Below are 26,656 nucleotides of genomic sequence, written 5' to 3' on the forward strand. Positions count from 1 at the left end.
AGACCTATATAATTTAGGTTTTATTTTTTTGTGTACCTTTTTTCGTACTAAATACTATTTATTGCTTTTTCATAATAGGAAACTGCTTCTTTTTCTTTGTCTTTGGATAAGTGAGAATAGACATCTAAAGTCATGGCTATATTTGAATGACCTAGCCTATATTGTAATTCTTTATAACTGATACCAGCGTTCAATAACAAGCTAGCATGAGTATGCCTGAAAGCGTGGAAAGTAAATCTAGGTATTCCTAAGCGTTCACACCTACTATTTAAGTTATTTTGTAGTGTTAAGCGTGACAGGTATTCCCTTGTAGGAGTTGCAAAGGCTACTTTCGGAACACCTCCTCCAACCTCATGGAACAATTGTCTTTGTCTGACTTGATACAGCTTTAAGAGATTGACCGTCTCTTTATCGATACTAATTAAGCGTGTACCCGCCTTTGTCTTAGTGGTGCTGACTAGGCGCAACTCTTGGCTAAAACTCTTATTAATGTCAATTGTGGCATTCTCAAGGTCAATATCCGACCACTCAAGAGCCACCGCCTCACCAATACGCAAGCCCGTGGCAAGCAATAACTTATAGAATACATATTCAACTTGATAACGGTAACGCCTGAAAGACTGCTTTTCCATAAAATTAAGCAAAGTTTTTAAATCATTAGTATCAATAAATTTGACACTGTCACGCCCCGCTTTTTGCTTCTTCGGTAAAATAACATCACGCGCAGGGTTAAACGGTATTAAGTTTAACGATACCCCATATTGCAATACACGGGTATTGATTGAATTAACTGTTCTGAAATTAACTAGTTTACTAGATAATCCATTTACAAAAGATTGGATATCTGTATTAGATATTTTTTCAACTTTCATTTTACCAAAGTATGGCAACAAGTGGCAATCAATCAAACGGGTAGTCACTCTATAAGTTTGAGGTTTAATAGTAAGCTTATAGTTTTCTAGCCATAACTCAACCAGTTGGCTATAAGTTTTAACTTGTACTTTCTTTGAGACTGTCTCACCGTTCGCCTGAAACTCGTACTTAGCTAGTTTGATATTATTCTTTAACTCTTTTTTTGTTCGCCCTGATACGCTGGTTCTAGCTTTCTTACCAGTTACCGAGTCAACGCCTAAATAAATTTGTGAGCGGTACATGATTGTACCGTCTTTCTTTTTGTATTCTGTTATTTTCATATTCTTACCTCTTCTAACCACCCACAAGCAAGTAAAGGAATTAGATAAGGTAAAGTCAGTAATTGGCGTTACTGAAATGTTGGAAAATGTTGGGTTGTTGGCGCGTGTGTGGCTAAAATGGTAAGTTTTTACTTTTTATATCGTCTCTTATTGCGATTATCTTATTTGCTAAATTTTCGGTTAAATCTACTATTATCTCTTTATCATCATCAGGCAATAAAGCAAAGTTAACAAGCAACCTTTCTTCATTATCCATATATGAGATATTACCAATCGCACACATTAAATCAATATACTTATCAAAGTCAGGCTCATCTCTTTTGTAAGTTGTGTAATTTTCTTCAATTATCTTAAGGCGCTTTTCGCCAATCAATTCCGCTACTCTACTTTTGACTACTTCAAAACCATCCTTTGTTTTATAAACTTCCAAAGCGCTTTTTTGTTCGTCTTTAAAATCACTAAAACCCAAAAGATAGGGGACTGACACATTAAAATAATCAGCTAACTGTTTTGCTTTATCTGATTTTATTACATGCTTTTCATTTTCCCAATTTGAGATAGTCAGTTTTGTTGTACCTATTCCATGGGCTAAACTTTCTTGTGTTAAGCCTTTTTCTTTTCTTAATTCTTTCAACCTATTCATTTTATTATTTACCTTTCAAGGAAGATTATAACCAAATTTTGAACAAAAATCAAAGAAAACTATATTTTTTTAAAATACCTATTGACAAAATATAGATAACTATATACAATTAACTTATCGATATAGAAAACTATATTTATACCCCCTCTCAAACACCTTTCACACTTTCAATCTATTGAGCGGGGACATATTAAAAAAAGGAGGTTATCAATTTGAGCAAACTAAAAGGTTATCGCGTAATGTTAGGACTTACCCAAAAAGAGTTATCAGATAAGTTGGGAATTTCTTTACAATCTTATAATAACAAAGAAACTGGAAAAAATGCTTTCAACGACCGTGAGCGCTTAGCAATCCGCGACATGGTAAAACAAGTAAAATCTGACATCACAATAGACGAACTATTTTATCAAGACTAGAAAGGAAACCTATGGAACTAGTTTACATTGACGGGGCAAAAGAACCCTACACACTATCAAGTATCATTGCTGATTGTGCTGGTATTAGTCATCATGCAATACAAGAACATATCAGAAAACACAAAGCTAGGTTAGAACGTTTTGGAATAATCGCATTTGAAATGCGTAAATTAGACGGACGTGGACGACCTGAAAAGCTTTATCACTTAAACGAACAGCAGGCAACCTTGCTGATTACATTTTTAAAGAACACCGACCAAGTGGCAACATTTAAAGAAAATCTTGTTAAAGCATTCTTTGAAATGAGAGATGAACTCACTCAAATCAAATTACAGCGAACTCTTGAAGCACCTAAGCGTAAAACACTTAATGAAGCTATCAAGACATGGAAAAGCGCTCCTAAAATGGCTTACCCGACTGTCTACAATCTACTGCTTAAATCTGTCACTGGTAAAAACAGTAAACAGCTAAGAGCAACCCGAGGCGCACAGTCTGGCATTGACTGCTTGAACTCAATTGAGTTAGCACAGTACACAGCTTTAGAAGACATGGCAATAGCATTAATCAATTTGGATTGTGATTATGATGAAATTAAAACTTTGGCATTAAAAAAAGCGCCTGAATGCGCGTGATGACAACAAAAAAAGCCTTAAAAAGTTTGGCGACTGAATAGGCTTTTAAGAATATGAAAATAATAAAATACAAACCCACCCACAAGCAAGTAAGGGAGTTGCATAATTTTTTATTAACTTAATTATAACATATTTGACTAAATTTGACCATAGGAGACAAGGAAAAATGAAAAACAATACTAAAACTTTTAAAACTTTATTAGGCAATGAACAACCAACGGGATTAATTAATTTCTTAGACGACCTTGTAATAAATAAGTCTATTAGTGATGACGAATGCGACAAAGTCCTCAATATGAATGATACAGAATTAACTGAATACTTTTCAAACTATCAAGCGAAATAAGGGGCGTAAAAATGAAACAAGAAAAAAATGAAGTATTACTAACTGTTAAAGACCTAAACAAGCTAGGTGCTGAATTAAATGAAATCATTTATCAGTTAGATATGGTTAACGTAGCCATTCAAGGGCTTGAATTTACTGAACGTAAAGACGACTTAACTTTTCAATGGATAGCTAGGCAATTCTTTACTACTAACTACACATTGAATGAAAACATTTCTAGAAAATTAGATGAAGTTGCTTGCTATCTTTTAAATGCTGATGATAAACATGAATTGGAGGTATTAAAAAATGATTAATGAACTAAATTTAACACCTATGCAATACCTTGCCACTCTTTTGGCACTGCTTCTTCTTATGGTCATTTTAAGCCATTTTAAGAGCTATATTGCTATTGACTTACCAGATATCAAATCAGAGCCAAAACCAACGGGGGACCCTTTATATGGGGCGTATCTGCAATCACAAGGTAAGTATTATAACTAAGGAGGTTAACCCATGACATGGCTATCTAAAGAAGCAGAAAACGAAATAAAAAAGGAAGTGGCTATTACTGTTACTACTTTCTTAGACAATTACACTAAACCAGAACCAAGACTACTAGGTTTAATTACTCAAACCGACCTAAAAAAAGAGCTAGGTATAGACTACAACACGCTTAGAAAATGGGAAGATAACGGGCTACCCCGATACATTCCACCTTTAGAAGATACCAGAAAGGTCTTCTATCGTGTGACTGACATCTTGCAATTTTTGGGGGTGAGATAATGGCTATTTATGAAAGTATCGGTTTTGGCTCACTTCTATACCCCTACACTGGTAAGCTAACACCGTTTGACTATATCGCACAATTTAAACCAATGAAACCGCCCGAGAATATGACCATTGATGATTTTAAGAAGTCCCATGCACCTTACTGTATATCTGGTAAAGTGAAAACTGAAAAAAATGGAAGTTACAAAAGAAGCAATGCCACTTTGGTATATCGTGACTTAGTTTTCATTGACTATGATGACATTCCTATTAGTGCTGAGACGTTTAAGGACACCGTCCACAGCGTTCTTAGTGACTACTCCTACATATTGTACCCTACTATTAAACACACGCCTGAAAAGCCACGCTATCGCCTTGTAGTAAAACCAGATAGCAACCTGACAAAAACTGACTATGAAGCAACAGTTAATCAGATAGCTGACATGATTGGCTTACCTTATGACCAAACTTCCATAACATGGTCACAATTACAAGGACTACCAGTCACGCGCCAAGAGATTGACCAATATGACCGAGTTGTTAACCTTGGAACTGACTTCCCAACTATAAGAGGTCAAACAGTGACGACACATCCAACCACAGGCAATTTCAATCCACCGAGTGGACAATTATCTATGACAATGCGGGTAATTAATACCTTATTTAACGGATATGGAAACGAGGGCGGGCGCAATGTTGCAATGACTAAATTTGTGGGGTTACTCCTAAATAAATACGTGAATTGTGACATTGAAACTGCTTATGACTTGGCTTTAATTGCCAATGAGAACACCGAGCCACCGTTAACTATTAATGAATTAGATACCACCTTTAGGAGTATCTTGCAGGCTGAAATGAGAAAGAGAGGATTACAGCCATAGACAAAGAAGAACTGAAAGAATATCAAGGTAAACTTGAAGAAGCAAAAAGCAAAGATTTATATCTCACTACTTTCAGGAATATCAGAGGTCAATTCATTGGCATTTGCAATGACATTAAAGAAAAAGCTTATGAAGAAGCCTACCAAGAGTTTAAAAATGACCCTAGCAACAGCAAAGCCTTAGCAGATGGAAAAATAACAATTAAAGATATTGAAAAATATGCTGAAAGTAAAAAATCTAATGCTTTACCTAAGGAAGCTTTAGGAGTTGCAATCCTGATTAAAAAATATATCCGTTTTATCAGAATTAAACCCGCGAACGTTAACCAACAAGCGCCCTTGTATTTCTATAATCCTGATAAGGGTTATTACATGCAAGATAACGAACTTATCAAGGATATTATGAACATCATAAAAGCGGGTATAGTTGAAAACGTAGCTAAAAACGTTCTATATATTATAGGACGAAAAAGCCCAATTAAAGAGCTAAACCCTGAATATACCGCGCTTGGTAACTGTGTTTACAGTTATAAGACAAAACAATTTTATGATTTTAGTCCTGATATACCTGTTACTCGTAAGATTGAAACGAACTACAATCCCGAAGCAACAGAACCAGATATAAAAGGGTGGTCTCCTACTAAATGGCTAAAAGAACTATTTGACAATGATAATGAAATGTATGACCTTGTTATCCAAATGTTTAAAGCATGTATCACTAACGAACCGCTAGAGCGTATCTTTTGGCTATATGGGGCGGGTGGAACAGGTAAAGGCACACTACAACAGTTTATCATTAATCTAGTTGGGCTTGATAATGTAGCAAGTTTGAAAATAACAGAGCTGGCAAGAAGTCGTTTTACTACTTCTATACTTCTAGGCAAGTCTATTGTCATTGGTGATGATATTCAACAAAACGCAATGATTAAAGACACATCTGAATTATTCAGCTTAACCACGGGCGACATCATGACCATTGAAGAAAAAGGTCTAAAGCCTTATAGCTTACGTTTACAGATGACTGTTATTCAATCATCTAATGGGCTTCCTATCATGGACGGCGACAAGGATGCTATTTCAAGGCGCTTGATGATTATCCCATTCACCAGTAAGTACAAGAACAAACCAAATAAAGCTATCAAAAAGTATTACATTAATAATAAAAACGTCTTAGAGTATATCTTGAAACTGGCTATCGAAACACCAACAAAAGAAATATACCCAAGTAGTAGCAAAGAGCTTGTACATGATTATCTATTAGAAATTAATCCCGTGTTAGCATTTATTGAAGACTTTTTCACTGACAGCCTAAACAGTGAATTTATTCCCAATAGCTTTGTTTGGCACGTATGGAAAAATTATCTTGAGTATAATAACTTAAGAAGCTTTAGAACTGAAACGGCTCTACATAGGGAGATAAAAACAAACCTACCTGATTATATTAAAGCGGGGCAAAGGACAATCCCAAAAGGCAGGGAACACCATACTAATTTTTATCCTAAAGATGACTTACCACATTATGCTATGAAAGACTACGGCAATGGTAGAGCTAACACCATTAACCAAAGGAAAACAAAAAACGAGCGCGGTTATTGGAACTGTAACTATAAAAACAACTAACTTTATACACTTTCTTTGAATTTTAGACACTTATAAAAATAGTGTATAACAATCCGTGCCAGTCATATCAATAACTCTATACTCTTTATACACTTTATACACTATATTTTAAGTTAAAAACTTTTATATAAGTAAGGTATATATAAAAAAGAATATATAGAAATTGTGGTGAATTTTAAAAAAAAGCGCCTAAAGCGCCTAAAGTGTCTAAACCCCTTGGGGCTAAAGGGCTGAAACGTTATACACTTTAAAATTAAGCGTCTAAAAAATAGCAAAAGCGTATAAAAAAAGAATTATATTATTGAAAGAGGTTAGAAGCATGAAAATCAAAGTATTTTATCAACGTCATAAAGAAAAAATGAACGAATTTGAAGCGCGTGTTAACGAATTTATGACTGATAAACAAGTCATTGACGTTAAATATCAAGAAGCGATAACAGGCGATTATGAGAACTTAACGACACTACTATCAATTATGGTCATGTACCATGAGTCAAACTAACATACACTTATTCACTACTCGTACCAATGGCAGATATAAAGGATTGCTAGAGGTTCGCGCACAATGGCTTGAAAGCCTAGAAAGATATTACACTATGAAAACATTATCAGATACACCAAAAACATTTACTTTCACTACTACACTACCTAACTTTGAACAAGCACAGAAAGCAGGAAGCGCACTTATTGGCTATATGGTTGGAACTTATGACCAGTCAGCTATTGACATCACTTATATTGGTAACGGTGATATCGAGGTTGAGTATACCAGTGATGAAGACCTGACAGAAAACTTTGAAAGGATTGCAAACTCACTTGACCACACAGACGACTTTGAAGATTATGAAGAAGATGAACCAACTCTCAAAGGTGACTTAGACACATACACCGCTTTAATTGGTTCTTTTGACACACTTGGTCAAGCACAAGCATTCACGGAAAACCTAGATGATAATTTAACCAATGGCAATAACTTTGTCTTTGAGCAACGCCCTGACACGGTTGTCGTATATGTATCACCACAGTACACAATTGCAAACAGTACAATTCAAAAGCTAGAAGAAGCTTATGTAAAATTTGAAGCAGATTATGAGCCTGACACTTTCAGATTAAGCTATCATGATATGCGCGTGCAACAGTTGCAATCATTGGATAAAGATATTTTGATTAATGACATTATCGCTTACGAGTTAGAGCTATTAGACCATGCTGACAGATTGTTAAGTGATGAACCACTACCATTAGATGACCAACATGGTTTTGAAACCATTGAGCTGTTAGGTGATGACGTTATTAAATTAGTTAAGGAATTAGATACTAATAAAGAGCTTGACGGCATCCATGATTATATTATTGGTGGCTAACATTAGCTGATTATAAGATAAAGACGACTTAAAGGGGCTTCTCTAGAAAATGCTAGAAAATGAAACTTTAGTTCTTAAGGTGGCAACTATACAAGGAAATGGTGAAAAATGAATAAAGAAAAAATGCAAGAAATGCTATTGCAAGGATACTTATTATATGAAAAAAATGGTATAATAGACTTAGTTGAAAAGGTAGATTTTGGGCAAATAATTTTTAAATTTAAGGGCGGAAAAATCTATCAAGTAGATAGAACGCAAACAATTAAATAAAGTCTAAAGAGAAGAACTCAATGACATAAGTAGGGATTATAATTCTTATTTGTCATTGAGTTTTTTATTTTAGTTAGGAGATAGGACAGATGAATTATAAACAGGGTTTTGAAAAACTACTGGCAATCATCAACGACGCTGATAATCAGACATTGAAATTTAAAGCTGAATTGATTAAAGACCAGATAAACGACAATGAAACTATTTACGGTAAACGGGACTTACGTTCACGAATGATAACAAAAGGGGGAAGACAATGACAACAATCGAACAGCTAAAAAAAGAAGCCGACAAGGCGCTTACACTAAAAAAGTTGGCTGAGGTGCAAGGGAAAAATAGTAAAGAATACCAAGAGGCTAAGGCTAACTGTGATAGAAAATTTATTGCTTTAAGAAAAGCGCAAGGGAAAACCAGTGCGAAGATGGCAGGCAATAAACTTATTAAGCAAGCGACAGTAAAAATTCATTTATAAAGAAATAGAGGAGATAAACACAATGGCATTATTTGATAAAGTAGAAAAAGAAGTTAGAACAAAAAAAGCTAAATACGATAAAGAACTATCAGACTGTAAGCAACAAATTACAGATACCGAGGAAGAGCTTGAGAAATCAAAAGCTGAATTAATTGAAGCCGAGGAACAGCTTAATATTGACCAATACAATACAGTTGATGATAAAATTAGAAAGCTTGAAAATGCCAAACGTATCTATGAGTTAAAGCATGATAAGATTTTAGATACGCCTTTAATAGATGAAGCTGAATACAAGAAGAAACGTAAACAGTTAGAAGATAATGCAATCACTAAGATTGAAGCTATCAATGATAAAGCGTTACCGCTTATCACACAGATTAAGGAACTGGCTGAGCAAACAGATATTATTTTCAATGAAACTAATGAACTACTAGATATCTTATTTAGAGACTTGTATAAGAGTGATGACATGATTAACCCATCATTTTCATATTATGAAAATGCTAGACTTTTATTCAATGATATTAAATCATCACACTTGACACAGCGCTTAGGAATTAAAAAAGAACAATCATTCTTAGAACGTATGTTTATTCATCAAGATGAACAACAATCAAAGAAATATAAAATGAATAATAAAAAATAAGACCAGTTGGGCGGGTAGGATGGGAAAGGTTTTTGTAGTTTAAAAGTGGCTGTTTTGTAATCGTGCTTATCTTGTAAATAACTTTCAGTTCATAAGTTTTCATATTACAAATCACTTTCTTTTGGTAGGCGTACACAGTGCGCTTGCCTTTTGTTTTGTTGGGCTGTAAGTGTTGATGAGGTTTAAAATTAAATATTTGATAAAAAAAAGATTTTTATTATTTTTGAAGTGTTTTATAGTTTGTTAAATGAAACATGATAACCCCCCTATGAAACGCTCGAAAACCGCGCCAGAATAACGGTTGTACTCCTCTTGTAAAACTCTCTCCCATTTTTTTCGACACTTGAAACAGAAATTGCCCTATAAAATGGTATCTAAAAACTATCACAAACTTAATCATAACTAGAGAAAACTTAATTAAAATAATTACTAAATAGTAATAGCTTACATGAAACATATTAAATCATTATTGAAACGGATAACGATATGAAAAAGAAATTGACTTTAGAAGAAATTAAATTGGAAAAAATGTTATCAAAAATAGAAAGAGACTTAACAGAAAAGAAGCATGCTCCTAACTTTAGAAAAAAATATAAACAGTATAGCGGTATTAAAAAGTAGGTAGTAACTTCCTTTTATTGTCTATATAAAGCGATATGAGACACATTTATTATTAAGTATATAAGTTTATCGCATTTCCTATTGAAGTGGCTTAAAATGCAAGTGAGAGCCTCTCACAGTGTAATAAAACAATCCTTTTCTATTACTTGATTATCGGAAACAATCGGAACTATTTTTTTGTATCATCTAAATCATACAATAGTATTATAATGATATTGTTTTGGTATATATGCATAACTTTTTTTCATAGAATATCATAGTATAGTACCAGAGTACCCCACCTAAATTTAACGGGGCTATGATTAAGTTTAAACAAAAGAACGCACCCTATTTCGCGCAGTATTTCCCGTTTTTAAAATTTTCAAAAGAATAAAAAGCCTATATTCTAGGCATTTGTTGGCATATTTTACCTGATATACTACCCCAAAGAAAACACGCCTAAAATCGTTTCTACGAGCGTTTAAGTTTTTATGGTTAATATATCGAACGTGCTATAAAAATTACACCCCGCCCATGTATGAGCCATAGGAGAGCCACTATAAGGTGTCTTCTTACAAAAATATCCAATTTTTCAGATTTTTTATAGGGGTGGCATGGTCTTTATAATCATTGATATAACAGCTTTCTTTAAAAAATATGAGTGAAAAACGTACCTGTTTTAGACAGCAAAAAAGCCACTGATTAACAGTGACCGAGACAACAAAAAGCACCCACAGAGTGAGCGCCTCAAGTATATAGCTAATAAAAATATTATACCATTTTTCTATTTTTATTTTTTTGGAATTTCTTCCTAAAGATATTATATCATAATTAAGGGGTAACATGAAAGATAATAAAGGAACAAAGAAGCTAAAAGAGTTTAAACGTTGGCAACGTATTTCAGGCAATCAGCCAATTAACTATAATGATAATTATTTGCTTGAATTGAACGACTATTCTAAACCACCATACACGCGCAGAGAACGCCTTTTGATTAATCGTGAATGCGCCCTTGAAGAACTTAACGCAATAACGGACGGAATTAACTCAATCAAAGATATTAGATTAAGACAGATATTAATATTAAACTATATAGCAACTGACAAACTAAAAGATTATGATATCTATATAATTATGGGAAAATCAGAATCGTGGTATTATCCAAAGAAGAAACAAGCGATAAAAGAATTTGAAAAAACATATAGAGGCGCGTGCTTAATGGATATATAAAGTTCAATAATTGCCAACTTTTATTCTTTTTCAAATTGCTATAAAGCTAGTTATATCAATTGATACGGATAATCAGTCACTTAAAAACTTTACCTTGGCTTAGATTGGCAATCTTACACAAAAAAACCAGCCTTATGTAAGACTGGATAAATTTTATACCATTTGAAAAATTATTAGCCAAACCGACCAGATTGCAACAGAGGAATAATAAAGAGGTTGATTTATCGATTTAGAGTAATAAGTTTGTGCTATTTGCACTATACCAACAATGATACCTATATATAAAACAAAAATATTTTTGCTTAGGAATGATAAAAGCATTGTAAGTATCCCAAGCGCCAACTCAGATAAATGCATTCTAGAATATATACCTAATAGGTATACTGAGATAGAATCAGATTTTATTATACCTATCCCATTCACAGGGTATACTAGATTACCAATCAATAATACATTACTAATTAAAGGAATAATAAAGAAAATTAGACTAGTAATTATGGAGCTTACTAAGATTAAATTTTTATCCATATTTTGAAATAGTCGAGAAAGAATGTAAACTGTAAATAAGAAAATAGAAAAAAAAAGTATCTCGTCGCTAATCTTTAATAATCTTAATTTTGAGTTTCTCCAAACATGTAAATTATTTAGATTCATATTATTAGGGGAAAAATTACATATCATTATCCTAGTAATCGCTAATAAAATTGAAGAACTAATTGCAATAAGTTGCATTATCATTTGATATTAACTCCTTAAATTTGACTTATCTTAATTATAGCATATAATTGACTGGCAATTACACACACTTGGGGCTATCCCTACCTACCCCACCCCCATTTTGCGAACTTCCCGCTGTATTGTACATTTTTATTCACGTTAGGAATTAGAACAAAGCTGAGCAATATTAAAAACAAGAGAGTGCCATTAATCTCTTATATATCAAGGCTTTAAACATATTTTAGAAATAACCATTGTTCAAGTTAGGATATAGAAAACAAAACTTTCCGACTTTTTCCGATACTGCCATTTGTAAACTACTAATCATTACTAGAAAATACGAGCATATCCCAACAATTCACAGGAAACAAAAACAGCACCTTTCAATGGGTGCTTTTCTTCTTGCTTATCTGTGAATGACACGCGCCTAGAATGTCTTAAATTAAAAAATTTATTTTTTCCGAACGTTACCGTCTGTTTTTATATCAAAGATTGAACCCCAACAAGACCTATGTTATAGTAAACCTATTATTTTAAATAGGAGTATTCAAATGCATTGGGAAGTATTGAGAACAGAAAAATGTAGTCGTTGGCAATCTAATAAAATAATCAAAAAATTTACTACCGAAGAAGAAGCTAAAAGTTACAAAAGTTCTATAAAAGGGTATAGTGAAATATACATAGTTAACGAAAGCTACTCAAACCAATAGAAATCAGAAAGGTATTTCTTAAATAGAGATGTCTTTTATAATATAAAAAAAGCACTCTTCTAAATAAAGAGCGCAAAACGGGAGAATTGGGATAATTATATATTTATTTTTATGGAGAGAGAGAATATATAATTTTCCCGTTTTGAATAATTATAGCATAGATATTTCTTTTTGCAATACTGCAACTGGTATTAAAATATACTCTGTCTCTAATATTGTATCTACTATTAGCCAAATAAATGAGCTTCTCCCTATACATTTGACTTGTAATAAATATGCAATATTGTTTTATAAAAATTAATTAACAAAAATCCTAGAATATATTGAATTTTTTAAATATTTAAATTATAATATACTTATCTAAATAAAGACGAGCCTATGCTATCAGAGAGAGAGTGTGCACGGGCTTTTTTTATTTGTAATTAGAATAGTAATATGTTAAGTTGTTACTTGAGAGGTCTAGACCTCTTGCTAACATTTCTCGACTCGTACAATGTCTCCTAACATTGCATGAGTTTTTTATTATTAAAAGTAAAGTCTTTTATCATAATATGGCATTCCTATTGTGCTAAAAACTTCATGGTGGTATTATTCAGGTATAAAATAGCATAGGGGGCTTACTATGGTTAGGGATATACTTGATATTCTACTAAAGATATTTATCATTCCTTGGTATAGATTAGTCAAATATGTACTAGATGATATTGATTGAAAGAGGCGAATAGATGAAAAAGATAGTTAAATTATTTATCCTTATTCTGATTGGTGTACTTGGTGGTGTTGGTGGCAGTATGTACTTAGGAAGTGAGCGAGACAATGAAGAAGAAACTTACTAAAGATTGGTTGCTTGAAAATATCTACAATCTTATTTTAGACACTAACACACCTCAAAGTGAGCGAGAACTAATGCTAAAAGCCAAAATGGCACTAGAGAACAATGACTACTATATCCCAGTTGCAAAGGAACTAGTATCTGATATATCACGTTTAGCCATCAATAGAAAGTTATCAAGCGAAACTATTGCTTTTTATATGGCATTACAAAAAAGTCCACAATTACATAATAAGATAGGTCCTAATACATTTCTGTTTTTTTAGATATTAGGGGTAAAAGACCATGAAGAAGATTATTGACATTAAACATATAAAGACATTTAGGATAATACTAGCCATTGTACTAGTCTTAGCAATATATATATTAATCATAAAATGGGGAAACCCGTTTGGCGTCTTTTTTGTAATAGGTATAAGCTGGTTATTATCTTTGTTACTTCCTTATGAGTATCGGGGCGGATATAATAAAGCACAAAAGAACATTTTTCTAAAAAATGTTAGTCCACTGACTGAAAACCTAATCACTGATGGCTTAATTGCATTGGTTGTTATTATATTATATTTCTTAAATAAGTAAGGTAATCCTATGAAGCAAAACAATTTACTGACATTAAACATATTAGAATAGTAAAGGTTATACAGATAATACTATTTCTTTTTGTTAGTTACTATTTTGCTATTAAGCACCAATTACTAGACGTCTTTCCTCTATGGTTCGGTGTTGATTGGTTATTAGATTTACTGCTTCCTTATGAGTATAGAGGAAGGCTAAACACAGCTCAAAAAAATGTCTGGTTGAAAAATATAAACCCAATAACTGAATTTGTCCTAATTCAGTTACTTTTGATTTTAATATTTTTTATAATGCTATTTGTCAATCTATATGGGATAATTTAAATATCAAAAATAGCACCCTTTAAGGTGCTTTTCTTCTTGCTTGCGGGACTTATTTTAATACTCTTTTTAGTGGACTTTTGGTGAACAAATATTCAACTATATTAAATATTGAATTTTATAAAAAGCTTTAATATCAAGGTTATTCAAACCTATTAAGGACTATCAATAGCAAAGAAAAATAATCTCTTCAAATGTCATGTCAATGACTCCTTTTCTTAATTCTCTGTCTATTATACCATCTAATAGGCAAAACATAAAAAAAGGGAGCTAATCAGATATTACTAGTTTCCCTTTTTTATAAGATATAGTGAGCGGAAAATATTTTAGACCAAAGTTAAAATATTAGACATGGAATTCTTTCGGAATTCGCTGCCGTCCTTCACCACTATAGAAAAATATCACAAAACGAAGACAAAAAGCTCTGCTTTCGTTTTGTGACCCCTATTAAAATTTTACTCATTTTTTTCGATATTTCATCATGACTCTTAAAATTAATGCCATCACAAACCAAAGAACGACTGAAATGAGAATAACCATGACCCAACCAATCGGATTGTGGGTCAATCCTCTTGGAAGTGGAACATTAATCCCAAAGAAACCAGTTACAATACTTGGAATGGTTAGAAGGATTGACAATAAGGTCAAGATTTTCATCGTATCATTTAACTCATTGTTTAAGACATTATTATAAGTACCTTCAAGCTGGTTCAAGACTTGAGCAGATAATTGGGTCATTTCCAATAACTGCTTGGCCTCAATGATGGCATCATCTAACTCTTCTGCTTCAATATCAGTCAACTTCAGATGAGCACCCAAGCTCTTGACTTGTTGAAGCAACAAAACGTTTTGCTTACTTGACGAAACCATATAGACTAAACCAGTCTCTAAATCTGACAACTCCAGTAATTCACGTTTACTAGTTCGTTCCCTTAACAATAGATTAAGTCGATTGCGCTCATGGTTCATCTTCTCAACAGTTGGAAAATAGTTCTTTGAAATGACATATAACATGGTAAATAGAAATTTATAAAGACTTTGACCATCCGTTTTTTTCAAGAATGTCGCCATTTGATTGACAATGTAAGCACTGCGATCCTTATAAATCGTAATCAAACGATTTTGGTGAACATAAAAGGTAATGGGAACTGTTTGATAATAATGACCCTGTTTGGATACATCCAAAACATTATAAATTAAGAGAAGACTATGCTCGTCCTTATTGTACTCTAAATGGGATAACTCATTTTTGTCAGAGGCATAAGTCAAAATCTCTTCATCAACTTGTAACTTATTTTTTAAAAAGAGGATATCCTCAGGGTTATCAGCATTTGCCATAACAACTGTAAATAAATCTTGTGTAACTTCTTTCAAATGCTTTTTCTCCTTTGAATTGGTAAAACCAGTATACCAAAAAAAGAGCTCAGAAGCTCTTTTTGATAATTATGATAGTTCTTCATTAGCTTCCGCTTGGAAACGAGAAAGATTAAATGCTTGACCCAATTGCTTATCTGGCAGAATCAAAGCAATCACTAAACCAATCACTGTTGGCACCAACCAGCCCATTGACAGAGCATGGAAAGGAATAGCATTTACTATGTTTGATAAGAATTGTGATTTAATTAAACCTGCTAAAACCTCTAGAAGTGAAACAAAGCTGACCAAACCAATAGTCACCGACATCCCTTTTTTAGATAAAGGCAACCATTTGTTGATTAAAATAATGATGACCATTACAATCACAATTGGGTAAAGTAAGGTCAAAACAGGTACAGAGAATTGAATCACAGTATTCAAGCCTAAATTTGCAATCAAGAAGCCAATAATCGTAAAGGCAACTGCAAATACTTTATAATTAGCAAATGAGAAATGCTTATCAAAAAACTCTGATACAGAGACAATTAAGCCAACAGTTGTTGTAAAACAAGTGAGCACAACCATCAAACTTAAAAAGATACGTCCAAAAGGACCAAATAAACTATATGAGGCTTGGGCTAAAACATATGCTCCTTTGTTAACATTTGGATCAGCTAAAACATCAGCTGGTATATGGAATTTGTTACCTAGGAAGCCTAGTCCAATATATAAGATACTGAAGGCCAAACTGGTTACAATTCCAACTACCCAAATGGTTGATAAATATTCTTGTTTACTCTTAAAACCAAATTGTTTGAGGGTTTCAATTGCTACCAAACAGAAAGCGACAGAGGCTAAAGCGTCAAGTGTATTATAACCAGCAAGGATTCCTGATCCAAATGCACTGGCTGTATAGGCCGCGTTAGCTACAGAACTCGTTTCATGACCATACTTCAGGGCACCTATTGTCACTAATAAAAGAATTAATAAAGCAAAAAGGGGTGTTAAAATTTTACCGACACTATTAAGAATGTTGTTTGGTCGGAATGCCAAGGCAAATGCCGCCAAGAAATAGATTAGGGTAAAGATGAAAAGGGCAAGTTGACTGTGTCCTACAAGCGGCGTTAGTCCAACTTCGAAAGAGACAGTTGCTGTTCTAGGAATGGCAAATAGCGGGCCAATGGTTAAATAAAGTAAAACAAGGAATCCTAATGAAAACCATGGACTAAACTTTAAATCCATCTCATACTTGTAACCTCCATTTGTGAGGGTTCCGACAAGCAAGGTAATAATGGCAAGTCCTACTCCTGATAGACAGAATCCTAAAATTGCTGGCCAGAAATTGGTACCTGAATCAACACCTAAGGCAGGAGGGAAAATCAGGTTACCTGCTCCAAAAAATATTCCAAATAAAAGTAACCCTGTTAGAAAACCTTTTTTAACCATAAAACACCAGTTATGTAAACCTTTGCTTACACCTTTCTTTTTCGTTTCATCCATAATAGCGGACAAATGTCCTAAAATGAATAGATTGTTATCTATTATAACAGAAATTTTTGAATAATCTAGTCTTTTTTCGAAATTTTCTAACAATTCAAACATTTAATAAAGAGTTACTGCAACTACAGTAACTCTTATCATTTTTTAACCAATAACTGAACCATTTGGAACTGAATAATCAACCGTTAGGACTGACAATTGACCATCAAATTCAGCAGATAAAATCATCCCTTGACTGACATATTTTTTCATCATTTTACGTGGTTTTAGATTCGCGACGATCTGCAATTTCTTGCCAACTAACTCTTGTTCGTTGGGATAGAACTTAGCAATTCCTGACAGGATTTGACGATCTTCACCATCTCCGGCATCAAGTCTAAAGCGCAGCAATTTATCAGAGCCTTCGACCTTAGAAACTTCTTTTACTTCGGCAACACGGATTTCGACTGCATCAAAGGTCTCAAATTTAATCTCTTCTTTTTCTGATTTTAGCTCAACTTCTTCAGGAATCCACTCTTTTTCCTGTGTAGAATTGGCGGGGCTAGCTTCCATCTGTTTCTTGATAAAGGCGATTTCTTCTTCCATATCTAAACGTGGGAAAATAGGTTGCCCTTTTGTAATAACTTGAATATTTTCAGGCATATTAGCGAGGGTTAAATTTTCTAGGTCAAAGTCTATCGACAAACCAAGCTGAGTCATGATTGCATTTGACGTTTCTATCATAAATGGTTGGATTAAGTGGGCAACCACACGCAAGCTAGCTGCTAAATGAGCCATTACTGAGGCTAGTTGTTCTTTATCACCATCTTCTTTGGCAAGAACCCATGGAGCTGTCTCATCAATATATTTATTTGCACGTGAAATGATTGACCAAACGGCATCAAGTGCACGTGGATAATCAACTGCATCCATTTGTTTATGGTAATCAGCAATTTTTTCTTCAACTAGATAAGCTAAGTCAAGGTCAAACTCTGTTACATTTTCTACATAGGAAGGAACTTGTCCACCAAAATATTTGTTAATCATGGCAATTGTACGATTCAAGAGATTTCCTAAATCGTTAGCAAGTTCATAATTGATACGGCCTACATAGTCCTCTGGAGTGAATGTTCCATCAGATCCAACCGGTAAACTTCTCATCAGATAATAACGTAATGGATCCAAACCAAAACGTTCAACTAGCATTTCAGGGTAAACGACATTGCCTTTTGACTTAGACATTTTGCCATCTTTCATGACAAACCAGCCATGAGCAATCAATCTTTCTGGTAAAGGCATATCTAACATCATCAACAAAATTGGCCAGTAAATAGAATGGAATCGTAAAATGTCCTTACCAACCATATGGAAGACTGTGCCATTCCAGAATTTATCAAAGTTAGCATGATTTTCTTGACCGTAACCAAGTGCAGTAGCATAGTTAAGGAGGGCATCAATCCAAACATAAACAACATGTTTAGGATTTGAAGGAACTTGCACACCCCATGTAAATGTCGTACGAGAAACAGCCAAATCTTCTAAACCCGGCTCAATAAAGTTCTTCAACATTTCATTCATCCGACCGTCTGGTTGGATGAATTCAGGATGTTCATTAAAGAATGCAACCAATCTGTCCGCATATTTTCCAAGACGGAGGAAATAAGATTCTTCTGAGACCCATTCAACTTCATGTCCAGATGGTGCAATACCACCAGTAACATTGCCTGATTCGTCACGGAAAACTTCCTCCAATTGGCTTTCAGTAAAGAACTCTTCATCTGAAACCGAATACCAACCTGAATACTGACCTAAGTAGATATCATCTTGAGCTAATAATTTTTCAAAAACCGCAGCAACCACTTCTTCATGGTAGGAATCTGTTGTCCGGATAAATTTGTCATAAGAAATGTCAAGTAAGCTCCAAAGTTCTTTTACCCCTTCAGCCATGCCATCAACATAAGCTTGTGGTGTAATGCCTGCTTCTTCAGCTTTGGTTTGAATTTTTTGGCCATGTTCATCAAGACCTGTAAGGTAAAAGACTTCATGGTTCATCAAACGTTTGTAGCGCGCTAAAACGTCACAGGCAATCGTAGTATAGGCAGAACCAATGTGTAATTTCCCAGATGGGTAGTAAATTGGGGTTGTAATGTAAAATGGTTTTTTATCAGTCATTTGATTTCCTTTCAAGGCTAATGAAACCTTATCAATTTCTTCTCTAACTGGCTGTCATGACCTTTTTAAGAGATATTATTTATTATAGCATATTGTCGGCATCAAAAAAACCGCTTATTCTTCAGAATAAGACGGCATAAAAGGTTTAATTTTACTTTGAATATGGTAATACTCTTTTCCTAGGATATAATTGACATAACTTAGGGGAATCAGGACAAGCCATAAAGACCATTCCCCCCATTTTAAGGATAAGAGGGAAGCAGCTAAAGCGCCAATGATAAAGGTTAGAATAACAAAGGCTGTATTTCTGCCAATAATAATCATGTCCTTATTTTTTTCATAAAGACCCTTGGTTAACTGATAAGCTGCATTTTTGACATTACCGGTCATCATGACATTGGCATAAGTGGCTCCCCGCAGTGATTTAAACGTATCTACTTGAATAGATGCAAAGAAAGCAAGACCCGAAACAGTTACAAAGGCTGGTAAGAAAGGTGTCAGAATACAAGTCACCAAAGCAATGACCGTTAAGACAAAACTTGAAAAGAGATACCAATGAATGGCATGCTTATTTGCCCATCGGTGCATAAAATAGGTAAAGGATTGTCCTAACATAAAAACAATAATGGGTAAAAGAAAATCTAAGGCCCGATAGTATTGCCCTTGTGCCAAACTCATGGCTAAAGATGCCACATTACCGGATTGAATCCCGGCAAAGCGCTGCCCCTGGGTCATAAAAGTAAAGGCATTAATATAACCCGAAATAAAGGTCAAAGTGATGGCGCATCGTAATGCTTCATGAATATAGTATCTTTGTTTTTTGCGTTTTGACATGAATTCCTTCCTCTAAAGAACACGAAAAAAATACTGATCACCAGTATTTTATTGACTTATTAAGGAGGATGTGGGATTCGAACCCACGCACGCTTTTACACGCCTGACGGTTTTCAAGACCGTTCCCTTCAGCCGGACTTGGGTAATCCTCCAAAAACTAATAATAGTATAGCACAGGAAGAACCTATTAACAATAGTCAAGGGAGAAAAAAGGAATGAAATCTGAAATTTGAATCTTGCTAACTAAATGGTAAAAAATCCCATCATCTTAATGAATCAATCATATTCCATTGTAATTGGTACAAGAGCAAATTACTAGCAAATGGCATTTCTAAATCTTAACCCCCTCGCTTTTTTGTTTTCAAGCTCGGGCAGAAATCATCCACTGGATAATTTCTCTCTCAAGATTTACGACCCTTGCTCTAATGCTTTTCGAAACTTTTGGCCCTAGAAAAAAGCCAGAAACATTAGTTTCTGGCTTTTGGGAGAATATTAGATCAGGTTTAAAGTTTCTATTTCTTAGGGTGTAGTACTTGTTGCTGAACTACTACTTTCAATAGTAATATTTTGCAGGTAATTATCCTGGCCTAATTGACCTTTGAAGTGATCACCTGCTTTAATAAATGGTAACTGATCTGGGGTATCCTTGCTGGCTTTGATTTTGTAGACTTTTCCTTCAGAGAATAAGTAATAAACAGTATTGCCAGCTATCATTTGACTAGCTACTTGATCAACCTGTCCTGAAACGATTTTGACTTTCTTACCGCTATCAGCTTGTGACGATAAGCCACTCGTGTCACGGTCAGTAAACTGAGCAATCAAGGTTTCAATATCATTGTTGACCGTCACTTGTTGATAGTCTTCGGCATCAACTAAAGCATAAGATTTAATCAAACCTGCATCATCTTTCAAGGAAACCAGGTAGAAAGCTTTATCATTTAACTTAACCAAAACTGGCGCAGTCGCCTGATAACCCTTCTCTTGGACTTCGCCTTCGGCGGATCGCATAGCTGAGCTCTCAGTAGCTGAAGAAAGCTTGTAATTAGTGACCTCTCGAGTGCGCATATTGACTAAAATAAAGCCAAGGTTTGACGAATCAGCCGTCGCTGAGGTAATACCTGTATAAAGATAAAGGTCTGAACCAATGGTCAAGTAATTGTAATTATCAGTGGTTTTCTTAACACCTGACTGGCTAAAGACAGTGTTCCAATAACCATTTTGATAAGTATAATGATCATTTACCCTTTCCAAAACATTAGAGGCTGAATAAACACGGTCAACCCATTTTGGAATAGCCTTTAAGCTATACTGTTTAGTTTTACCCGTCACGGCATCTAACAAAATGGCACCACTTGGGTCTGGTGAAGACAAGCCAAATCTTGGTTTGTAAGTGGTGGCAACATAGTAGGGATTGCCTTGGTCATCCACTTCAAAGGAAGGGTCACCAAAAATGGTAAAAAGATGGGTAAAACGTAAATGACGTAAGGTGTCTCGGAAGAGATATTCTGAACTTGAATATTTCATTGCCTTTTGCAAGCGAACCAATTGTGCTTTACCGGTGGTTTGATTGACTTTAACATAGTAATCAATTCCCTCTTGACGGTTAGTCGCCCACTTCCAAAAGCTCTTGTATTCCAGTGGGGAAACCCGATAAGGTTGCTTCCCAATGGTTATTTGCCGGTATTCTTTGGAAATGCCAAATTGAGACACCTTATCAATTGTTCCAAGGTAGGTATCGCCTATCTTCTCCGCTGATTCTCGGTCCAACAAAGCCAAGGTAGAAATATTGCTTTCAGGGAAATCTTTCTTGAAATCTGCACTCTTAACGCTGATCACGCCAGCATAAGCCTTAGCCCGAAAAAGCCTAGTGTTGAAGAATGACAGAAGTCCTAATGCAAGAGCAATTACTAGAATTGCCGTCGTAAGCCAGCGATTGACTCCGGAAAAGAGATTAAAACTTTTGGTTACATCTTTAACTTTTCCTTTACTTTTTGTGGTGGTAAAAATACCTGCAATACCATCCGAAAGGGAATTCAGATAGATATTGACTATCAGCACAACTAGCAGGAAGATTACAAATAACCAAAAGTCACCACTCCAAATGTTTAATGGCGGCAGATTGGTCCAGTAATAAGAGGCAATGACTAGCAGGGAAATCAGGCCTGCTAAAGCCTGTATCTTTCTTTTCATAAGCTAACCTTTTCTAAAATGTATTATCCTCTATTATAGCACATTATGAAAGGGATTTCTCAATTACCATTTTTATAAAGCCGATAAGAATAAATAATAGGCACAACAAACATGAGGGTTAAAGTGATTCCAAAAACAAAACCGTTGGCAATATTTAAGAGACCTAGGATAAAAAGTAATAAGCCACCAATAACCCAAACTTTTCCAGCCATACGATGTGTTTTATTCCAGTTGTTTTCATTATTTAAGGTCCAAGGAACTCTGATGCCGACAGTATAGTTTTGACGAATTTTTGGTAAATAGTTGCCCAAAACCAAGAAAAGGGGACCCATGAAGACGTTGACGTTTAAAGTCATACTATGGTCAGGGCCAACGGCTGCTAAAAAGATCATGGACTGTACAATGATTGAAATAACTGGGATAATCCAATAAACCAAGGCAGCCATCTTACCAAGACGAGCCGATTTAGGGTCTCTGGAAACCATCCAAACCACAATGAGATGAATCGCTAACAAAAATAAGGGTAAGAAAAAAACAGCAAATGATTTACTTGAATAATCATTAACTTTGCCAGAAAAGTCAAAGTGCGTTGGTACTTGATCAGGCAATTGCTTCCATAAGAGTAAGCCAATCACAATGGGGAAAATCACAACCAGACTAGTTATTAACAAACGTTTTTTATTAATTGTCATTTTTCTTATCTCCTTTTAAATCTGATAACCAGACCATAACGTCCTCCAAGACTGAGGTGTTAATCTCATAATAAATAAAATTTTTAACCTTATTCTCTTCGATCAAATTAGCTTTTTTCAAGATGTTCAAATGGTAGGAAACCGAAGCTTGTGCCAAATCAAATTGCTTGGCAATGTCGCCGGCTGACCACTCCCCATCTTTTAATAGATTGAGAATTTCCCGGCGGACCGGATCAGATAAAGCCTTAAATGTTTCTGCGAAGCCCATTGGCCAACCTCCTTCTATTTCGAAATATTTCTAAATAGATTATAGCACTCCCAAACTAAAATGCAAGAGCTATTTCGAAAAAATTCAAAATAGTTTTTCAAGTTGCGAAAATTCGCTTGAAAGGTGGTTTTTTGCTAGAATAGACTTATCTTAAAGACAGAAAGAGACTACTAATGAAACTGATTTCCTGGAACATTGATTCCTTAAACGCAGCCCTTACCGGCGAATCACCACGCGCCCTTCTTTCACGCGCCGTTATCGATACTTTAGTCGCACAAGATGCTGATATTATTGCCATCCAAGAAACAAAATTGTCAGCAACAGGGCCAACTAAAAAACACATTGAAAGTATTGAAAGCTACTTTCCAGAATATGTTCACGTTTGGCGTTCATCTGTTGAACCTGCCCGTAAAGGGTATGCAGGTACCATGTTCCTCTACAAAAAAAGCTTAAACCCAATTGTCACCTTCCCTGAAATCGGTGCTCCTACAACTATGGATGCTGAGGGTCGCATTATCACCCTTGAATTTGATGATTGCTTTGTAACCCAAGTTTATACTCCTAATGCCGGTGATGGCTTAAAACGCTTGACAGACCGTCAACTCTGGGATATCAAATATGCGGAATATTTGGCTCAATTAGATGCCCAAAAACCCGTTTTAGCAACAGGTGATTATAACGTTGCCCATAACGAAATCGACTTGGCAAACCCAGCAAGCAATCGTCGTTCAGCTGGCTTTACTGATGAAGAACGGGCTGGCTTCACCATGCTTTTAGGTCATGGCTTCACTGATACCTTCCGTCACATTCATGGCGACATTCCAAATGTCTATACCTGGTGGGCACAGCGTAGCAAAACCAGCAAAATCAACAACACAGGTTGGAGAATTGATTACTGGTTAACTTCAAACCGAGTGGCTGACAAAGTCCTCAAATCAGAAATGATTAACTCAGGTGCAAGACAAGACCATACCCCAATTTTATTAGAAATTGATTTATAAAATGACTGACGCAAGAGAAAAATATCAGGAATTGCTTGTGCGTTTTGAAGAGCAAGCTAATGCTGAGCAAGCTAGTAGAATGGCTGCATATATGAAAAATCATTTTCCTTTTTATGGGGTACAAACGCCAATCCGCAGGACTCTTTATAAAGATATTATTATTGCTGATAAAAAGAATGGAAAGATTGATTGGGATTTGCTAAATTTAGTTTGGTCTCAAGAAAAACGGGAACTCCACTACTTTGTCTGTGATTATTTAAAGGGACTGCATAAGTTTTTAAGTTACGATGATGTGCCGCTTATTCTAACATTTGCTAAAAGTAATCAATGGTGGGACTCCATTGATCACTTTGACCGGATTCTAGGAAACATCTCCGATGATAGAATCCCTTCGTTGATGCTGGAGCTTTCTCAATCTGAGGATTTCTGGTTTCGACGAATAGCTATTGACCACCAACTAGGTCGTAAAGATAAAACGGATACTGCTTTATTGGAAGAAATTATTACCAATAATTTTGGCTCTAAGGAGTTTTTCATTAACAAAGCTATTGGATGGAGTTTACGTGACTATTCCAAAGTTAATCCCCATTGGGTTAGAGATTTTGTCATTACATATCAGGAGGATTTAGCCCCACTATCCTTTAGAGAAGCTAGTAAATATATTTAAGTCAAAAAGCTTGTCTATTTTTTCCAGTCAAGCTATAATTACTTAAAATAATTTATTACTAAATGGAGAGAACAATGATTATTAAATCTACTACAATGCTTTATGTTGATGACACTAAGGCTGCAATGGAATTTTGGACTGAAAAAATGGGCTTTGTCATTATTGAGCAAGCTGAAGGTGAAGGACATATGTCTTACGAGATTGCACCTTCTCAAGAATCAAATGTTAAATTTGGTTTATTTAATAAAGGCTTAGTTGCTGTGGCAAATCCTGAAATGAATGTTGGTTTTCCTTCATTAATGTTTGAAACTGATAATTTAGAAGCTGAATATGAACGTATGACTGCTGCTGGTGTCACTACTAATCCAATCATGGAATATCAAGGAATTGTTCATTTTACTTTCACTGATAGTGAAGGCAACTATATTGCTATTCGTCAGGCTAACTAAGACTCAAAGGAGAATTTCATGGTCGCATCAATTAATGTTTATCTAATTACTAATGGTAATGGAAAAGAAGCTGTTCAATTTTACAAGGATGTTTTCAATGCTGAAATCACAAACTTAATGTTCTGGAAAGATGGCGTTCCTGATTGTCCAAAAGAACGTGAAGATTTAGTAATGAATGCTCAACTTGAATTTAATGGCCTTCGTCTTCAATTATCAGATGAAAACCCTGATTTTGAATACAGAGCTGGTGGTAACATGTCAGCTGCTATTATCGTAGATAGTGTTGAAGAAGCTCAGGACCTCTACAAGAAATTAACAGTAAATGCCCAAAACATTCTAATGGAACTTCAAGAAATCTTCTGGAGCCCAGCCTATGCTAACTTTATTGACCAATATGGTATCATGTGGCAAATTAACACAGAATTAGCAAAATAATAAAAACGCTATCCTTTTGGATAGCATTTTTTAATCAAATAATTCCTTTATATAAGGTGTTCTGGCACCTATTTGCACGACTTTACCATCTTTTATCAAGATTGGTCTTTTTATCAACATACCATCCTTTGACAAAAGGTCTGCTGCTTCATCTACACTCAATTGATCAATTGTATCTTTTAACCCCATTTCTTTATAACTATTCCCACTAGTGTTGAAAAAATTCTTAATGGTATAATCAGAACTTTCCATCCAGTCTTTGATAACCGAAGCTACTGGGGGGTTAGATTTAATATCTACTGATTCAAATTGGTCAACCAAGCTTTTCAACTCTTTTTTTGCCCGTTGACAGGTTGAACATTTGGGATATTCATAAAATGTAATCATATTTTTGCCTTTCTTAGAATTTCTTTTTCATGATTGAGGAGCCACTCTTTCTTATCCAGGCCACCTGCGTAGCCGTTAAGGCTGCCGTCACTTGCTAGGACGCGGTGGCAAGGAACAAAAATGCTTAAAGGGTTACGACCCACAGCACCACCGACAGCTTGGGCTGAGGCGCAGTCAATTGCCTTAGCAATAGCTCCATAAGAACTGGTCTGCCCTAAAGGAATGTTCAACAATTGATCCCAAACTTTTGCTTGAAAGTCACTAGCTTGGGCTTTTAAAAATGTCGCTTTTACTGGGATTTCTCCGGAAAAATAGGTGTCCAACCAGTTAATGGCTTGCTGGAGAACGTGTGTCTTTTTTTCCAAAAAAACGGGTTGCTTAAGCCCTGCTTGAAAGTACTTTTGGTCTATAAACCAAGCTCCAAGAATGTTAGAATCATCGGCCACTAGTGACATCGGTCCCAACGGTGATTGGTAGCTCGTATGGTATAATGTCATCCGTTTCACCTC

The 26,656-nt window shown here is 35.0% G+C and carries 33 protein-coding genes and 1 tRNA gene; 22 read left to right on the forward strand and 12 right to left on the reverse strand.

Translation table 11 applies throughout. From position 1 onward, the window contains the following. Positions 1–47 precede the first annotated feature (47 nt). Both SPB_RS07090 and SPB_RS07095 read right to left on the reverse strand, forming a co-directional pair. Positions 48–1,193: a tyrosine-type recombinase/integrase gene (locus SPB_RS07090; RefSeq protein WP_003104570.1), complete on the reverse strand. Its 1,146-nt coding sequence runs from the start codon at positions 1,191–1,193 to the stop codon at positions 48–50. Between the two features lie 112 nt (positions 1,194–1,305). Further along, the gene (locus SPB_RS07095) at positions 1,306–1,836 is read right to left on the reverse strand and encodes a helix-turn-helix domain-containing protein (protein WP_003103726.1); all 531 of its coding nucleotides are present in this window, start codon (positions 1,834–1,836) and stop codon (positions 1,306–1,308) included. 212 nt (positions 1,837–2,048) lie between these two features. Between SPB_RS07095 and SPB_RS07100 the strand changes: the two genes are divergently transcribed. The 18 genes from SPB_RS07100 to SPB_RS07175 all read left to right on the forward strand — a co-directional run bounded on the left by SPB_RS07100 (position 2,049) and on the right by SPB_RS07175 (position 13,900). Beyond that, entirely contained in the window at positions 2,049–2,252 is a 204-nt protein-coding gene (locus SPB_RS07100) for a helix-turn-helix transcriptional regulator (protein ID WP_003102838.1), read from the forward strand. Between the two features lie 11 nt (positions 2,253–2,263). Then, complete coding sequence (locus SPB_RS07105) at positions 2,264–2,884, forward strand: Rha family transcriptional regulator (RefSeq protein ID WP_003105821.1); 621 nt, start codon at positions 2,264–2,266, stop codon at positions 2,882–2,884. Between the two features lie 166 nt (positions 2,885–3,050). After that, positions 3,051–3,230: a hypothetical protein gene (locus SPB_RS07110; RefSeq protein ID WP_003103900.1), complete on the forward strand. Its 180-nt coding sequence runs from the start codon at positions 3,051–3,053 to the stop codon at positions 3,228–3,230. Between the two features lie 11 nt (positions 3,231–3,241). Next, on the forward strand, positions 3,242–3,526 hold the full coding sequence (locus SPB_RS07115; RefSeq protein WP_003102993.1) for a hypothetical protein: 285 nt from the start codon (positions 3,242–3,244) through the stop codon (positions 3,524–3,526). Next, positions 3,519–3,713 (forward strand): hypothetical protein, encoded by a 195-nt coding sequence (locus tag SPB_RS07120; RefSeq protein ID WP_003105957.1) that lies wholly within the window; start codon positions 3,519–3,521, stop codon positions 3,711–3,713. Before SPB_RS07115 ends, SPB_RS07120 begins: the two co-directional genes overlap by 8 nt. A 12-nt stretch (positions 3,714–3,725) precedes the next feature. Continuing rightward, entirely contained in the window at positions 3,726–3,995 is a 270-nt protein-coding gene (locus tag SPB_RS07125; protein WP_003105431.1) for a transcriptional regulator, read from the forward strand. After that, positions 3,995–4,861, forward strand: a complete 867-nt coding sequence (locus SPB_RS07130; RefSeq protein WP_003103495.1) for a primase alpha helix C-terminal domain-containing protein — start codon at positions 3,995–3,997, stop codon at positions 4,859–4,861. Before SPB_RS07125 ends, SPB_RS07130 begins: the two co-directional genes overlap by 1 nt. Positions 4,862–4,872: 11 nt before the next feature. Beyond that, positions 4,873–6,480 carry a phage/plasmid primase, P4 family gene (locus SPB_RS07135; RefSeq protein WP_080558362.1) on the forward strand — a complete coding sequence of 536 codons (1,608 nt, stop codon included), beginning with the start codon at positions 4,873–4,875 and terminating at the stop codon, positions 6,478–6,480. A gap of 319 nt (positions 6,481–6,799) precedes the next feature. Then, entirely contained in the window at positions 6,800–6,982 is a 183-nt protein-coding gene (locus tag SPB_RS07140; RefSeq protein WP_003105758.1) for a sporulation protein Cse60, read from the forward strand. Between the two features lie 94 nt (positions 6,983–7,076). Beyond that, the gene (locus SPB_RS07145; protein WP_003104953.1) at positions 7,077–7,844 is read left to right on the forward strand and encodes a hypothetical protein; all 768 of its coding nucleotides are present in this window, start codon (positions 7,077–7,079) and stop codon (positions 7,842–7,844) included. A 108-nt stretch (positions 7,845–7,952) separates the two neighbouring features. Continuing rightward, positions 7,953–8,114, forward strand: coding sequence for a hypothetical protein (locus SPB_RS11380; RefSeq protein WP_003102525.1), 162 nt, complete (start codon positions 7,953–7,955; stop codon positions 8,112–8,114). 89 nt (positions 8,115–8,203) lie between these two features. Next, the gene (locus SPB_RS11385) at positions 8,204–8,374 is read left to right on the forward strand and encodes a hypothetical protein (protein ID WP_003103437.1); all 171 of its coding nucleotides are present in this window, start codon (positions 8,204–8,206) and stop codon (positions 8,372–8,374) included. Beyond that, the gene (locus tag SPB_RS07150) at positions 8,371–8,586 is read left to right on the forward strand and encodes a hypothetical protein (RefSeq protein ID WP_003105310.1); all 216 of its coding nucleotides are present in this window, start codon (positions 8,371–8,373) and stop codon (positions 8,584–8,586) included. Before SPB_RS11385 ends, SPB_RS07150 begins: the two co-directional genes overlap by 4 nt. Positions 8,587–8,608: 22 nt before the next feature. Continuing rightward, on the forward strand, positions 8,609–9,232 hold the full coding sequence (locus tag SPB_RS07155) for a hypothetical protein (protein ID WP_003105978.1): 624 nt from the start codon (positions 8,609–8,611) through the stop codon (positions 9,230–9,232). Positions 9,233–9,718: 486 nt separating this feature from the next. After that, entirely contained in the window at positions 9,719–9,853 is a 135-nt protein-coding gene (locus SPB_RS11590) for a hypothetical protein (RefSeq protein WP_003103514.1), read from the forward strand. 822 nt (positions 9,854–10,675) lie between these two features. Further along, entirely contained in the window at positions 10,676–11,062 is a 387-nt protein-coding gene (locus SPB_RS07160; protein ID WP_003102996.1) for an ArpU family phage packaging/lysis transcriptional regulator, read from the forward strand. A gap of 2,243 nt (positions 11,063–13,305) precedes the next feature. Then, complete coding sequence (locus SPB_RS07170; protein WP_003103407.1) at positions 13,306–13,587, forward strand: bacteriocin immunity family protein; 282 nt, start codon at positions 13,306–13,308, stop codon at positions 13,585–13,587. Positions 13,588–13,606: 19 nt separating this feature from the next. Then, entirely contained in the window at positions 13,607–13,900 is a 294-nt protein-coding gene (locus tag SPB_RS07175) for a hypothetical protein (RefSeq protein WP_037621202.1), read from the forward strand. Positions 13,901–14,676: 776 nt separating this feature from the next. Here SPB_RS07175 and SPB_RS07180 read toward each other — a convergent pair. From SPB_RS07180 to SPB_RS07215, 8 genes are all read right to left on the reverse strand, one after another. Beyond that, the gene (locus SPB_RS07180; RefSeq protein WP_003103164.1) at positions 14,677–15,591 is read right to left on the reverse strand and encodes a magnesium transporter CorA family protein; all 915 of its coding nucleotides are present in this window, start codon (positions 15,589–15,591) and stop codon (positions 14,677–14,679) included. Positions 15,592–15,660: 69 nt separating this feature from the next. Next, a complete protein-coding gene (brnQ, locus tag SPB_RS07185) occupies positions 15,661–17,019 on the reverse strand; it encodes a branched-chain amino acid transport system II carrier protein (RefSeq protein WP_037621378.1) in 1,359 nt (452 codons plus the stop codon). 198 nt (positions 17,020–17,217) lie between these two features. Beyond that, positions 17,218–19,224 (reverse strand): methionine--tRNA ligase, encoded by a 2,007-nt coding sequence (metG, locus tag SPB_RS07190; protein WP_003102534.1) that lies wholly within the window; start codon positions 19,222–19,224, stop codon positions 17,218–17,220. A 114-nt stretch (positions 19,225–19,338) separates the two neighbouring features. Continuing rightward, positions 19,339–20,058 (reverse strand): YoaK family protein, encoded by a 720-nt coding sequence (locus SPB_RS07195; protein ID WP_003104215.1) that lies wholly within the window; start codon positions 20,056–20,058, stop codon positions 19,339–19,341. 62 nt (positions 20,059–20,120) lie between these two features. Beyond that, a tRNA-Ser gene (locus SPB_RS07200) sits at positions 20,121–20,210 on the reverse strand. 367 nt (positions 20,211–20,577) lie between these two features. After that, positions 20,578–22,248, reverse strand: coding sequence for a hypothetical protein (locus tag SPB_RS07205; RefSeq protein WP_003102373.1), 1,671 nt, complete (start codon positions 22,246–22,248; stop codon positions 20,578–20,580). 59 nt (positions 22,249–22,307) lie between these two features. Continuing rightward, on the reverse strand, positions 22,308–22,940 hold the full coding sequence (locus SPB_RS07210) for an SdpI family protein (protein ID WP_003105850.1): 633 nt from the start codon (positions 22,938–22,940) through the stop codon (positions 22,308–22,310). Then, positions 22,930–23,208: an autorepressor SdpR family transcription factor gene (locus SPB_RS07215; protein ID WP_003105189.1), complete on the reverse strand. Its 279-nt coding sequence runs from the start codon at positions 23,206–23,208 to the stop codon at positions 22,930–22,932. The genes SPB_RS07210 and SPB_RS07215 overlap by 11 nt, the downstream gene beginning before the upstream one ends. Positions 23,209–23,381: 173 nt before the next feature. Between SPB_RS07215 and SPB_RS07220 the strand changes: the two genes are divergently transcribed. The 4 genes from SPB_RS07220 (at position 23,382) to SPB_RS07235 (ending at position 25,760) form a co-directional block, all read left to right on the forward strand. Continuing rightward, positions 23,382–24,209: an exodeoxyribonuclease III gene (locus SPB_RS07220; protein WP_003104069.1), complete on the forward strand. Its 828-nt coding sequence runs from the start codon at positions 23,382–23,384 to the stop codon at positions 24,207–24,209. A gap of 1 nt (position 24,210) precedes the next feature. Beyond that, positions 24,211–24,876 carry a DNA alkylation repair protein gene (locus SPB_RS07225; RefSeq protein WP_003102896.1) on the forward strand — a complete coding sequence of 222 codons (666 nt, stop codon included), beginning with the start codon at positions 24,211–24,213 and terminating at the stop codon, positions 24,874–24,876. Positions 24,877–24,950: 74 nt separating this feature from the next. Continuing rightward, on the forward strand, positions 24,951–25,325 hold the full coding sequence (locus SPB_RS07230; protein ID WP_003102748.1) for a glyoxalase/bleomycin resistance/extradiol dioxygenase family protein: 375 nt from the start codon (positions 24,951–24,953) through the stop codon (positions 25,323–25,325). Positions 25,326–25,343: 18 nt separating this feature from the next. Continuing rightward, positions 25,344–25,760, forward strand: a complete 417-nt coding sequence (locus tag SPB_RS07235) for a VOC family protein (RefSeq protein ID WP_003105741.1) — start codon at positions 25,344–25,346, stop codon at positions 25,758–25,760. 30 nt (positions 25,761–25,790) lie between these two features. On the opposite strand, the gene SPB_RS07240 is transcribed toward SPB_RS07235, so the two are convergent. Beyond that, positions 25,791–26,147: an arsenate reductase family protein gene (locus SPB_RS07240; protein WP_003106070.1), complete on the reverse strand. Its 357-nt coding sequence runs from the start codon at positions 26,145–26,147 to the stop codon at positions 25,791–25,793. Further along, positions 26,144–26,644, reverse strand: coding sequence for a methylated-DNA--[protein]-cysteine S-methyltransferase (locus tag SPB_RS07245; protein WP_003103208.1), 501 nt, complete (start codon positions 26,642–26,644; stop codon positions 26,144–26,146). Before SPB_RS07245 ends, SPB_RS07240 begins: the two co-directional genes overlap by 4 nt. Positions 26,645–26,656: the final 12 nt, after the last annotated feature.

It is taken from the genome of Streptococcus parauberis NCFD 2020 (genome assembly GCF_000187935.1).
GTDB lineage: Bacteria > Bacillota > Bacilli > Lactobacillales > Streptococcaceae > Streptococcus > Streptococcus parauberis.

What these genes read in the sequence shown, in the direction of transcription:
- SPB_RS07090 (WP_003104570.1), bottom strand. Translation starts at nt 1,193, where the DNA reads ATGAAAATAACAGAATACAAAAAGAAAGACGGTACAATCATGTACCGC.
- SPB_RS07095 (WP_003103726.1), bottom strand. Translation starts at nt 1,836, where the DNA reads ATGAATAGGTTGAAAGAATTAAGAAAAGAAAAAGGCTTAACACAAGAA.
- SPB_RS07105 (WP_003105821.1), top strand. Translation starts at nt 2,264, where the DNA reads ATGGAACTAGTTTACATTGACGGGGCAAAAGAACCCTACACACTATCA.
- SPB_RS07110 (WP_003103900.1), top strand. Translation starts at nt 3,051, where the DNA reads ATGAAAAACAATACTAAAACTTTTAAAACTTTATTAGGCAATGAACAA.
- SPB_RS07115 (WP_003102993.1), top strand. Translation starts at nt 3,242, where the DNA reads ATGAAACAAGAAAAAAATGAAGTATTACTAACTGTTAAAGACCTAAAC.
- SPB_RS07120 (WP_003105957.1), top strand. Translation starts at nt 3,519, where the DNA reads ATGATTAATGAACTAAATTTAACACCTATGCAATACCTTGCCACTCTT.
- SPB_RS07125 (WP_003105431.1), top strand. Translation starts at nt 3,726, where the DNA reads ATGACATGGCTATCTAAAGAAGCAGAAAACGAAATAAAAAAGGAAGTG.
- SPB_RS07130 (WP_003103495.1), top strand. Translation starts at nt 3,995, where the DNA reads ATGGCTATTTATGAAAGTATCGGTTTTGGCTCACTTCTATACCCCTAC.
- SPB_RS07140 (WP_003105758.1), top strand. Translation starts at nt 6,800, where the DNA reads ATGAAAATCAAAGTATTTTATCAACGTCATAAAGAAAAAATGAACGAA.
- SPB_RS07145 (WP_003104953.1), top strand. Translation starts at nt 7,077, where the DNA reads ATGAAAACATTATCAGATACACCAAAAACATTTACTTTCACTACTACA.
- SPB_RS11380 (WP_003102525.1), top strand. Translation starts at nt 7,953, where the DNA reads ATGAATAAAGAAAAAATGCAAGAAATGCTATTGCAAGGATACTTATTA.
- SPB_RS11385 (WP_003103437.1), top strand. Translation starts at nt 8,204, where the DNA reads ATGAATTATAAACAGGGTTTTGAAAAACTACTGGCAATCATCAACGAC.
- SPB_RS07150 (WP_003105310.1), top strand. Translation starts at nt 8,371, where the DNA reads ATGACAACAATCGAACAGCTAAAAAAAGAAGCCGACAAGGCGCTTACA.
- SPB_RS07155 (WP_003105978.1), top strand. Translation starts at nt 8,609, where the DNA reads ATGGCATTATTTGATAAAGTAGAAAAAGAAGTTAGAACAAAAAAAGCT.
- SPB_RS11590 (WP_003103514.1), top strand. Translation starts at nt 9,719, where the DNA reads ATGAAAAAGAAATTGACTTTAGAAGAAATTAAATTGGAAAAAATGTTA.
- SPB_RS07160 (WP_003102996.1), top strand. Translation starts at nt 10,676, where the DNA reads ATGAAAGATAATAAAGGAACAAAGAAGCTAAAAGAGTTTAAACGTTGG.
- SPB_RS07170 (WP_003103407.1), top strand. Translation starts at nt 13,306, where the DNA reads ATGAAGAAGAAACTTACTAAAGATTGGTTGCTTGAAAATATCTACAAT.
- SPB_RS07175 (WP_037621202.1), top strand. Translation starts at nt 13,607, where the DNA reads ATGAAGAAGATTATTGACATTAAACATATAAAGACATTTAGGATAATA.
- brnQ (WP_037621378.1), bottom strand. Translation starts at nt 17,019, where the DNA reads ATGGTTAAAAAAGGTTTTCTAACAGGGTTACTTTTATTTGGAATATTT.
- metG (WP_003102534.1), bottom strand. Translation starts at nt 19,224, where the DNA reads ATGACTGATAAAAAACCATTTTACATTACAACCCCAATTTACTACCCA.
- SPB_RS07195 (WP_003104215.1), bottom strand. Translation starts at nt 20,058, where the DNA reads ATGTCAAAACGCAAAAAACAAAGATACTATATTCATGAAGCATTACGA.
- SPB_RS07205 (WP_003102373.1), bottom strand. Translation starts at nt 22,248, where the DNA reads ATGAAAAGAAAGATACAGGCTTTAGCAGGCCTGATTTCCCTGCTAGTC.
- SPB_RS07210 (WP_003105850.1), bottom strand. Translation starts at nt 22,940, where the DNA reads ATGACAATTAATAAAAAACGTTTGTTAATAACTAGTCTGGTTGTGATT.
- SPB_RS07215 (WP_003105189.1), bottom strand. Translation starts at nt 23,208, where the DNA reads ATGGGCTTCGCAGAAACATTTAAGGCTTTATCTGATCCGGTCCGCCGG.
- SPB_RS07220 (WP_003104069.1), top strand. Translation starts at nt 23,382, where the DNA reads ATGAAACTGATTTCCTGGAACATTGATTCCTTAAACGCAGCCCTTACC.
- SPB_RS07225 (WP_003102896.1), top strand. Translation starts at nt 24,211, where the DNA reads ATGACTGACGCAAGAGAAAAATATCAGGAATTGCTTGTGCGTTTTGAA.
- SPB_RS07230 (WP_003102748.1), top strand. Translation starts at nt 24,951, where the DNA reads ATGATTATTAAATCTACTACAATGCTTTATGTTGATGACACTAAGGCT.
- SPB_RS07235 (WP_003105741.1), top strand. Translation starts at nt 25,344, where the DNA reads ATGGTCGCATCAATTAATGTTTATCTAATTACTAATGGTAATGGAAAA.
- SPB_RS07240 (WP_003106070.1), bottom strand. Translation starts at nt 26,147, where the DNA reads ATGATTACATTTTATGAATATCCCAAATGTTCAACCTGTCAACGGGCA.
- SPB_RS07245 (WP_003103208.1), bottom strand. Translation starts at nt 26,644, where the DNA reads ATGACATTATACCATACGAGCTACCAATCACCGTTGGGACCGATGTCA.